8 protein-coding genes and 1 riboswitch are annotated in these 9,334 nt (G+C 75.5%); of the genes, 5 read left to right on the top strand and 3 right to left on the bottom strand.

Annotated features, from left to right (window positions below):
• The 3 genes from ABEB16_RS12260 to ABEB16_RS12250 form a co-directional block, all read right to left on the bottom strand.
• On the bottom strand, positions 1 to 433 hold a 433-nt coding region (locus tag ABEB16_RS12260), incomplete at its 3' end, for a transglycosylase family protein (protein WP_345712529.1).
• Positions 434 to 435: 2 nt separating this feature from the next.
• Positions 436 to 616, bottom strand: a riboswitch (cyclic di-AMP (ydaO/yuaA leader).
• Between the two features lie 102 nt (positions 617 to 718).
• Positions 719 to 1,549: a lysophospholipid acyltransferase family protein gene (locus tag ABEB16_RS12255; RefSeq protein WP_345712528.1), complete on the bottom strand. Its 831-nt coding sequence runs from the start codon at positions 1,547 to 1,549 to the stop codon at positions 719 to 721.
• Between the two features lie 214 nt (positions 1,550 to 1,763).
• The gene (locus ABEB16_RS12250; protein ID WP_345712527.1) at positions 1,764 to 4,061 is read right to left on the bottom strand and encodes an SDR family oxidoreductase; all 2,298 of its coding nucleotides are present in this window, start codon (positions 4,059 to 4,061) and stop codon (positions 1,764 to 1,766) included.
• A gap of 184 nt (positions 4,062 to 4,245) precedes the next feature.
• Here ABEB16_RS12250 and ABEB16_RS12245 point away from each other — a divergent pair, with 184 nt between their 5' ends.
• The 5 genes from ABEB16_RS12245 to ABEB16_RS12225 all read left to right on the top strand — a co-directional run bounded on the left by ABEB16_RS12245 (position 4,246) and on the right by ABEB16_RS12225 (position 9,262).
• Positions 4,246 to 6,438, top strand: coding sequence for a carbon starvation CstA family protein (locus tag ABEB16_RS12245; RefSeq protein WP_425560178.1), 2,193 nt, complete (start codon positions 4,246 to 4,248; stop codon positions 6,436 to 6,438).
• Positions 6,435 to 6,632 carry a YbdD/YjiX family protein gene (locus tag ABEB16_RS12240; RefSeq protein WP_345712526.1) on the top strand — a complete coding sequence of 66 codons (198 nt, stop codon included), beginning with the start codon at positions 6,435 to 6,437 and terminating at the stop codon, positions 6,630 to 6,632. Before ABEB16_RS12245 ends, ABEB16_RS12240 begins: the two co-directional genes overlap by 4 nt.
• Positions 6,633 to 6,764: 132 nt before the next feature.
• Positions 6,765 to 8,018, top strand: a complete 1,254-nt coding sequence (gene hisS / locus ABEB16_RS12235) for a histidine--tRNA ligase (RefSeq protein WP_345712525.1) — start codon at positions 6,765 to 6,767, stop codon at positions 8,016 to 8,018.
• A gap of 133 nt (positions 8,019 to 8,151) precedes the next feature.
• Complete coding sequence (locus ABEB16_RS12230) at positions 8,152 to 8,880, top strand: metal-dependent hydrolase (RefSeq protein WP_345712524.1); 729 nt, start codon at positions 8,152 to 8,154, stop codon at positions 8,878 to 8,880.
• A 34-nt stretch (positions 8,881 to 8,914) separates the two neighbouring features.
• Positions 8,915 to 9,262, top strand: coding sequence for a metallopeptidase family protein (locus ABEB16_RS12225; protein ID WP_425560179.1), 348 nt, complete (start codon positions 8,915 to 8,917; stop codon positions 9,260 to 9,262).
• Positions 9,263 to 9,334: the final 72 nt, after the last annotated feature.

The following is a 9,334-nucleotide window of genomic DNA, read 5'->3' as shown; positions in this document are numbered from 1 at the left end:
CGAAGGCCTCGGCGGCGGCGGGGTCGGCGGTGCCGCGCAGGCCCAGCTTGCGCGAGCAGGACGGCCACGCGCCCCAGCCCTGGCCGGCCAGGACGCGCTCGGCGACGACGATCTGCTGCTCGCGGCTGGCCAGGTCGGCGCGGGCGGCGTACTGCCCGCCGCCGTAGCCGCGCCACGTGCTGGCGCTGAACTGCACGCCGCCGTAGTAGCCGTTGCCGGTGTTGATGTGCCAGTTGCCGCCGGACTCGCACTGGGCGAGGCGGTCCCACTCGGAGACGGGCGCGGCGCTGGCGCCGGCGGCCGGGGCCACGACGAGGGCGGCGCCGACGGCACCGGCGGCCAGGGCGAGGGCGCTCTTGCGGGCGAGGGCGGCGGTGGGCCGCCCCGCGCGGTGGGTGGTGGTCGAGGTCAGGGCGCGCGGGAACGCAGGCATGGGTCGGCTACCTCCGACGCCTGCGAGGTCAGCTGTCGGGTTCGGATCGGAAGTTGACCCGGCCGCCGGGAAGCGGCTTCACCCCGAGGACGCACCGCGGTGCGTCCGAGGAACCTGTGGGTCCCCCGCTCCTGCCCCATGTCGTGTCCGGTCGCGGCGGGCAGGACTCGGCGTCTCCGCGACCGTGCCCCGGCGGTGACCGGGGCAGGCTGACCGTAACAAGCCCGACGCCTCTCGTACACCACCGAGATGTTCCTCACATCCCGCGCCGGGCGCGGGACGGGCTCAGCGGCGGCGGTGCCGCGGCCCCGACGAGCGGCCCGCGGCGCGGTCCTCCGCCTCGGCCTCGGCCAGCAGCTTCACCACCGCGTCCTGGATCCGCGGCACGAACGCGGCGGCCTTCTCGCCGGGGATGCCCCGCAGCGGCTCGCCGAAGTGCACGGTGACGCGCGGGCGGCCCGGGGCCGGCCAGTTCCGCTTCTTCGGCGGCATCGCGTCGTAGGTGCCGCGCAGGGCGACCGGCACCACGGGCACGTCGTTCTCCAGGGCCACGTACGCCGCGCCCTTCTTGAACTCGCGCAGCACGCCGTCGTACGAGCGGCCGCCCTCGGGGAACCAGATGAGGCTCCAGCCCTGCTTGAGCAGCTCCCCGGGGGTGCTGGAGACGCCGCCGCGCCGCTCCAGGGGGAAGGCGCCGATGACCAGCCCCGACGGGATGGCCCGCCACCACACGTCGAAGAAGTAGTCCGCCGCCGCCGCCGCCGCCGTGCGCGCGCGCATCCGCGCCGGCAGCGCCTGCAGCAGGATCACCGTGTCCAGGTGCGAGGAGTGGTTCGCGACGATCACGGCGGGCCCGTCGATGCGGTCGAAGACGTCCGCGCCGTGGACCTCGGTCCGCAGCTCCGCGCGCAGCACCGGGATGAGCACCGCGCGCTGCAGCACCGCCCGCAGCGCGGTGGCCGGCCGGCTGCGCACCCAGTCGTTGGAGTGCGCCTGCTTCCCGGGCCGCTCCGGCCGCCGCGGGCCGCCGCCCGGCACGCCGCCGCCGGCGGGGGTGCGCCGGCGCACCCGGTCCAGCCAGCGGGTCGGGCGCGAGTTCGACATGAGCAGGGTCATCGACGGGCCTCCTCGCCTCCGGCCGCGACCGCGACCTTCGTCGTCGCACGGAGCCCGCTGAGCGTCGGAACAGGACTGCTGAGCATGGGAACGGGACCGCCGCGCATCGGAACGGGACTCTGAACAGGCATCAAACCACGCATGCAACCACGCTCCGCACCCGGACGCGCCCGGGACGTGCCGGGACGCGATCAGGGCGCGCCCCGGCGTGCGGTCAGTCCCAGCCGGCCAGGATCCGCTGCGGCAGCCGCAGCCGGCTCGCGGAGGACTCCGCCGTCCAGTCCACCACCGGCCAGCGGGCGCTGCGCGCGGCGCGGAAGAGCGGCACGTCGGGCGAGACCGCCGTGGGGGAGCCGACCGCACGCAGCAGCGGCAGGTCCGACTGGGAGTCGGCGTAGGCGGAGGAGGCGGCCAGGTCGGCGCCGAGCTGCTCCGCGCGACGGCGCAGCCACGCCGCGCGGGACTCCCCGACCAGCGGCGGGGAGGTGAGGAAACCCGTCGCGCGCCGGCGCCCGTCGGCGTCCAGGCGCTCCTCCAGCTCCGTGCACACCACCTCGTCGAACAGGTCGGTGAGCGGGCGGGTGATCTGCCGCACGTCGCCGGTCATGAGGACGGTGGTGTGGCCGGCCTCGCGGTGCGCCTCGATGCGCCGCAGCGCCTCCGGGCCGACCTGCGCGAGCAGCTGCGGCGCCACGACGGCGTCGACGTAGCGCTCCAGCTCGTCCAGGTCCACGTCGGCGTAGCCGCGGAACAGCGAGCGCAGGAAGCTGCCCCGGTCGCGGCGCTCGGCGGCGATCCAGCCCGGCAGGCGGCGGCTGATGCGCGCGAACTCCCGCACCCGCCCCGGCGCGTCGAGCTGCGACAGGCGCAGCTGCAGGTAGGTGTCCACCACCGTGCCCGGCTTCAGGGTGCCCGCGAGGTCGAAGACGGCCAGCACCGGCGCGTCGCCGGCACCCACCCGCTTCAGCTGGCGCGGCGCGCTGCTCGACTCGCTCTCCCGCCGGCGGCGGCGCACCTCGTCGTACTTGCGCATCTGCGCCGTGACGCTCGGGCAGTGGATGTCGCGGACGTACTCGCGCCAGTCGACGACGGCGGTGTCGAAGCCCCACGCCTCCACGTCGGCCGGGTCCAGGGTGCGGTGCAGCGCCAGGGTGTTGTCGTCGGTGAAGCGCAGCTCGGCCTGCGTGTACACCTGGTACAGGTCCATGTAGCGGCGCAGGAACTCCAGCTGGCGGCGCTGCTTGTCCAGCGAGCGCGCGCCGGAGCGGGCGCGCTCGCTGCGCGGGACCAGCGCCAGGGCCCGGTCGCCGAGCTTCACCGCGATCTCCCCCCGCACGAGCTGGCGCTCGATGCGGTCGGCCCCGGGGAAGCCCCACACCGGCAGCTGCGCGGGCGCGCCCGCGAAGGGGTGCTCGCCGAAGTAGGCGCGGATGTGCTCGTAGAACGTGCGGAACGTCACCGGGTTGCGCGAGCCGGACGTGACGTGGAAGTAGGCGGGCGCCCCCGGCGGCGGCGGGGTGGCGGCGACCTTGAGGATCGCGTTGACGACGTGGTCGATCGGCACCACGTCGAGCACGGAGTCGGGGGCGGCCGGGAACTCCGGCATCTCGCCGCGGCCGTAGGCCAGGATGATCGGCTCGGCCATCTTGAACCCCTCGATCCACCCCGGGTGCGGGTGCACCAGGGCGGACTCGATGATGCTGGGCCGCACCACGCTCACCGGGGTCAGCGGCGCGGCGACCTCCTCCACGACCCGCTCGCCCATCGCCTTGGTGAAGGTGTAGACGTCCGTCCAGCCCAGGGTGCGGGCGCGCTCCCGGCCCGCGGCCTTCTGCTGCTCCACGACCCACTCGGCGCGGCGGCGCTCGGCGTCGGCGGCGGCCGTCAGCGGCCCGGCGTGGCCGTGGGCGCGCTCGGCCTCGCGCAGGAAGCGCCGCAGGTGCTCCTCGGTGCGGGAGTCCTCCTCGATGCGGGCGGCGACCCGCTGCCCGGCGGCGGCCTCGGTGCGCCAGTCCACGGTGTGGTCCACGGCCCGCTCCGGCACGGCGCCGCGGCGGCGGCCGCCGACGTAGGCGGTGGAGACGTGCACGTAGTGGATCCGGCCGGCGGTGCGCTCGCCCGCCTCCAGCACGCGCTGCACGAGGCGCTCGGTGCCGTGGACGTTCGTGGCGAACGCCTCCTGGATCACCGGGTCGAAGGAGACGTCCCCCGCGCAGTGCACGACCACGTCGAGGTCGCCCGGCAGGGCCGGGACGTCGTCGAGGTCGGCCTCGAAGACCTCCAGGCGCCCGGCCAGGACCTCGTCGGCGTCGACGCCGGCGAAGATCGGCTTGCGCAGCAGCTTGCGGATGCGGTCCTCGCCGGACTGGCCGGGCTTGGGCCGCACCAGCGCCACCACGCGGGTGCCCGGCAGGTCCACGAGCAGCCGCTGCAGCAGGGCCTCGCCCACGAACCCCGTGACGCCCGTCAGGAAGAGGCGCTTGCCGTCCAGCTCGTCTGCCAGTCTCACCACGAGGAGGAATCCAACCACGTCGCAGGAGCGCCCCCGCCCGCCCGGCCGCGCGCGGCACGTCAGCGTGACACCCGATCGGTGCAGCGCCAGGATGCCCGCGGGGTGGGCAGCGCCGCCCCCGTCCCGGGCTGCGCGACGCGCAGCGAGACTGCTGCGCGCCGCGCAGCGTGCGAGGAGGCCGCTCGTGTCCACGACCCCCAGCCCCCCCGGGGGCCAGACGTCCCACCCCGCCGCCGCGCCGCCCGCGCGCCGGCGCCCCTCCGCCCGCGGCGTCGCCGTCTGGACGGCCGTGTCGCTGGTCGGCGCCGTCGCCTGGACGGTGCTGGCCGTCTCCCGCGGCGAGGAGGTGTCCGCGCTGTGGATCCTCTTCGCGGCGCTGGCGTCCTACGCGATCGCCTACCGCTTCTACGCCCGCTTCATCGCCACCCGCGTCCTGCGCGTCGACGACGGCCGCGCCACGCCCGCGGAGCGGCTGGAGAACGGCGTCGACTACGAGGTCACCGACCGCCGGGTGCTGTTCGGGCACCACTTCGCGGCCATCGCCGGCGCCGGCCCCCTCGTGGGCCCGGTGCTCGCCGCGCAGATGGGCTACCTGCCCGGCACGATCTGGATCGTCGTCGGCGTGATCTTCGCCGGGGCCGTGCAGGACATGACGGTGCTGTTCTTCTCCATGCGCCGCGACGGCAAGAGCCTGGGGCAGATGGTCCGCGAGGAGATCGGCCCGGTGGGCGGTGCCGCCGCCCTCGTCGCGGTGTTCGCCATCATGATCATCATCCTGGCGGTGCTGGCGCTCATCGTCGTCAACGCCCTGGCCGAGTCCCCGTGGGGCGTGTTCTCCATCGCGCTCACCGTGCCCATCGCCCTGTTCATGGGCGTCTACCTGCGCACGATCCGCCCCGGGCGGGTGCTGGAGGCCACCGGCATCGGCGTCGTGCTGCTCCTCGCGGCGATCATCGGCGGCGGCTACGTCGAGCAGCTCGGCCTCGCCGAGAGCCTGACGCTGTCCAAGGAGTCCCTCGTCGTCGCGCTCGTCGTCTACGGCTTCGTCGCCTCGGTGCTGCCGGTGTGGCTGCTGCTCACCCCGCGGGACTACCTGTCGACGTTCATGAAGGTCGGCGTCATCGTCCTGCTCGCCGCCGCCCTGCTGCTGGCCCGGCCGGTGCTGGCCAACGACGCGATCACGACGTTCGCGCGGGAGGGGAACGGGCCGGTCTTCGCGGGCTCGCTGTTCCCGTTCGTGTTCATCACGATCGCCTGCGGTGCGCTGTCCGGCTTCCACGCGCTGATCTCCTCGGGCACCTCCCCGAAGATGATCCAGAAGGAGAGCCAGGTCCGGCTCATCGGCTACGGCGGGATGCTCATGGAGAGCTTCGTCGCCATCAGCGCCCTCATCGCCGCCTCCGTCATCGACCAGGGCGTCTACTTCGCGATGAACTCCCCCGCCGGCGCGACCGGCGGCACCCCGGAGTCGGCCGCGGAGTTCCTCGCGGGCATCGGGATCTCCACCCCGCCGGAGACCATCACCGCCACGGCCGCGGCGGTGGAGGAGGACATCGTCTCCCGCACGGGCGGCGCCCCCACCCTCGCCCTCGGCATCGCGCAGATCTTCAACACCGCCTTCGGCGGCGCGCTCACGGCGTTCTGGTACCACTTCGCGATCATGTTCGAGGCGCTGTTCATCCTCACCGCCGTCGACGCCGGCACCCGTGTGGGCCGCTTCATGCTGCAGGACACCGTCGGCAACGTGTGGAAGAGGTTCGGCGACCTGTCCTGGCGGCCGGGCACCTACCTCGCCAGCGCCGTCGTCGTCGGCGCCTGGGGCTGGTTCCTCTGGACCGGCGTCACCGACCCCCTCGGCGGCGTCAACCAGCTCTTCCCGCTGTTCGGCATCGCCAACCAGCTGCTCGCCGCGATCGCCCTGACCCTGGTGACGACGCTGCTCGTCAAGCACGGTCGGGCGAAGTGGGCGTGGGTGCCGGGCGTCGCGCTGGTCTGGGACCTCGTCGTCACCATGACCGCCTCGTGGCAGAAGGTGTTCTCCGACGTCCCCGCGCTCGGGTACTTCGCGCAGGCCGACCGCTACCGCGACGCCCGCGACGCCGGGGAGCTGCTCGCCCCGGCGACCACCCCGGAGCAGATGGACCAGGTCGTCACCAACTCCACCGTCAACGGCTTCCTGCAGGCGGCGTTCGCCCTGCTCGTCGTCGTCGTGGTCCTCAACGCCGCGGTCGTCGTCGCGCGGGCGCTGCGCGCGGGCGGGTCGCTGCCCACCGGCGAGGCGCCCGCGGTGCCCTCCCGGATCGTCGCGCCGTCGGGGCTGTTCCCCACCGCCGAGGAGAAGCGGGCCGCGGCCGCGCAGGAGGCGGTCCCGCGGTGAGCGGCGTGCTGACCCGCGTCCGGCGGGCCGCCCGCGGCGTGCGCTGGTACGCCCGCGCGCTGGCCGGGGAGACCGCCTGGGACGACTACCTCGCCCGCTGCGCCGCGCACGGGCACGACCCCGTGCCGCGGCGGGAGTTCGAGCGCGCCCGCACCGACGCCCTGGCCGGGGCGGTGCGCTCGCGCTGCTGCTGACGGGTGCCCTCCCCACCGCGCGCCGCCGCCGGGCCAGCCGGCGGCGGCGCGCGTGGCGTATCGTCGCTGCCCGCCCCGGCAGGTCCGTCGAGCCCGTCGGCCCCCTCGATCCGGGCAGGGAGGGACGAAGCGTTGAAGGCCGAGGCGACACCCCCGCGCGGGTTCCGCGACCTGCTGCCCGCCGACGTCGCGCTGCGCTCGGCGGCCCTGGCCACCATCACGCGCGCCTACACCGCCGCCGGGTTCCAGCAGGTGGAGACGCCGGCCGTGGAGGCCCTGTCGCGGCTGCAGTCCGACTCCGGCGGCGAGAACGAGAAGATGCTCTTCCGCATCCTGCGCCGCGGCCTGGACGAGGACGCCCCCCTGCCGCCCCGCGACGCCGCCGACCTCGGGCTGCGCTACGACCTCACCGTCCCGCTGGCGCGCTACTACGCCAACAACCGGGCGCAGCTGCCCAGCCCCTTCCGCAGCCTGCAGATCGGGCCGGTGTGGCGCGCCGAGCGCCCGCAGAAGGGCCGCTTCCGCCAGTTCGTGCAGTGCGACATCGACGTGCTCGGCGAGCCGTCCGTGCACGCGGAGGTCGAGCTGTGCGCGGCGAGCCTGCGGGTGCTCGGCGAGCTGGGCCTGAGCGGCTGCACGCTGCGGCTCAACGACCGGCGCATCCTCACCGGCATGCTCGACGGCGCCGGCGTGCCGCGGGAGCTGCACGGGCGGGTGCTCGTCGCGGTGGACAAGTACGACAAGCTCGGCGCCGAGGGCGTGGCCGCGGAGGTGCGCGCCCTGCAGGGCCTGGAGCCGGCCGCCGCCGCCGCGGTGGTGGGGCTGGTCGAGGGCTTCGGCGCGCCCGACGCGGACGCCGCGATGCCCGCCGGTGCGCCGGAGGAGGCCGCCGCGGACGTCGCGACGATCACCGACGCCGTCCGCCGGCTCGTGCCGGGCGCCCGGGTGGTCTTCGACCCCACCCTCGTGCGGGGCATGGGGTACTACACCGGGGCGATCTTCGAGGTGGCGCACCCCGCCTCGCGCAGCTCCATCGCCGGCGGCGGGCGCTACGACGGGCTCATCGGCAAGCTGGGCGGCGTCGACGTGCCGGCCTGCGGCTTCTCCCTCGGCTTCGAGCGGATCGTGGAGATCGTGGACCCGCAGGTGCTCCTGCCCGGGCGCCGGGTCGTGGCGCTGCTGCACCGCGACGCCGGGCCGGTGGCGGTGGGGCTGCTGCAGCAGCGGCTCGTCGCGGACGGCTGGGCGGTCCGGGCGGTGCGGCGGGGCCGCAACGTGCGCCGCCAGCTCGACGAGCTGCAGCAGCAGGGGGCCACCCACCACGTCTCGGTGAGCGGCGACGACCCGGACCAGGAGCTCGCCGTGCGGGAGTTCACCGCCGGCTGAGCCCCGCTCTCGTCGCACCCTTCTCCGGGTTCGGGCGCTCCGGACCCCCTCGAACACCGCCCGGACCCGGAGAAGGGCGGGAACGAGGAGGCGGGGACCGCGCGCGTCCGACGCACCCGCTACCGTCCGCGCGGTGCTCGGACACTCCCACGCCACCACCGGCCTCGCCGCCGGCGCCGCCCTGCTGCCGCACGCCCCCGTCAGCGGGGTCGTCGAGCAGCTGGCCTGGGTCGCCGCCTGGGGCGGGTTCGCCCTGCTGCCGGACCTCGACCAGGGCGGCCTGCACTGGCGCCGGGCCCTGCCGCGGCTGACCGGCTCGACGGTCGCCACCATGTGGGGCCCGGTCACCACGACCCTGTCCTCGGCGGTGGCGCGCCTGGCCCGCGGGCACCGGCAGGGCACCCACGACGTGCTGCTGGCCCCGCTCGTCTTCGGCGGCGTGACGGCGCTGGCCGCGCTGTGGTCGTGGACGGCGATGGCGGCCCTGGCCCTCGCCCTCGGCATGGCGCTGCGGGCCTGCCACGTCGTCGTCCCCGGCAGGCTGGAGACCACCGTGCTGGGCAACGCCGCCCTGTCGTGGGCGGGGGCCTGGTGGCTGACCCGGCACGAGCTGGGCGACGTGCGCTGGCTGCCCCTGGCGGTGGCCGGCGGGGTCGTCGTGCACATCCTCGGCGACCTGCTGACCCGCGGCGGGGTGCCGGTGCCGTTCACGTGGCTGCGCCGGCGCCGGCGCCGGGTGTCGCTGGACCTGTTCCGCACCGGCTCGCCCGTGGAGCACTACCTCGTGGTGCCGCTGGCGAGCGTCGCGGCGGTCGCGCTCGTCGTCGTGCACACCGGCACCTGGGCGCGCATCGCGGGCTGAGGCGGCGGTGCGGCAGGGTGGGGCCGTGGTGGAGATGACGCCGGAGGACTTCGAGGAGGCCGTCGCCGACGCCCTCGACACCATCCCGCCCGAGCTGGCGCGCGCCATGAGCAACGTCGTGGTGCTCGTGGCGGACTCCCCGCCGCCGGACGCCCCCGACGACCTGCTCGGCCTCTACGAGGGGGTGCCGCTGACGGAGCGGGACTCCTGGTGGGCCGCGGGGGCGCTGCCGGACCGGATCACCGTGTTCCGGCTGCCGACGCTGGCGGTGTGCGAGGACGCCGAGGAGGTCGTCGCGGAGGTCCGCACCACCGTCGTCCACGAGATCGCCCACCACTTCGGCATCGACGACGACCGGCTGCACGACCTGGGGTGGGCGTGACCCCCGCGGCCCCCGTGCCCCCCTCGACCGCCGTGCCCCCCTCGACCGCCGTGCCCCCCTCGACCGCCGTGC

Source organism: Kineococcus glutinatus (assembly GCF_039542765.1).
Taxonomy (GTDB): Bacteria; Actinomycetota; Actinomycetes; order Actinomycetales; family Kineococcaceae; genus Kineococcus_A; species Kineococcus_A glutinatus.
The sequence above is the reverse complement of the archived record's forward strand: the minus strand, read 5'-3'. Positions and strand labels throughout refer to the sequence as shown.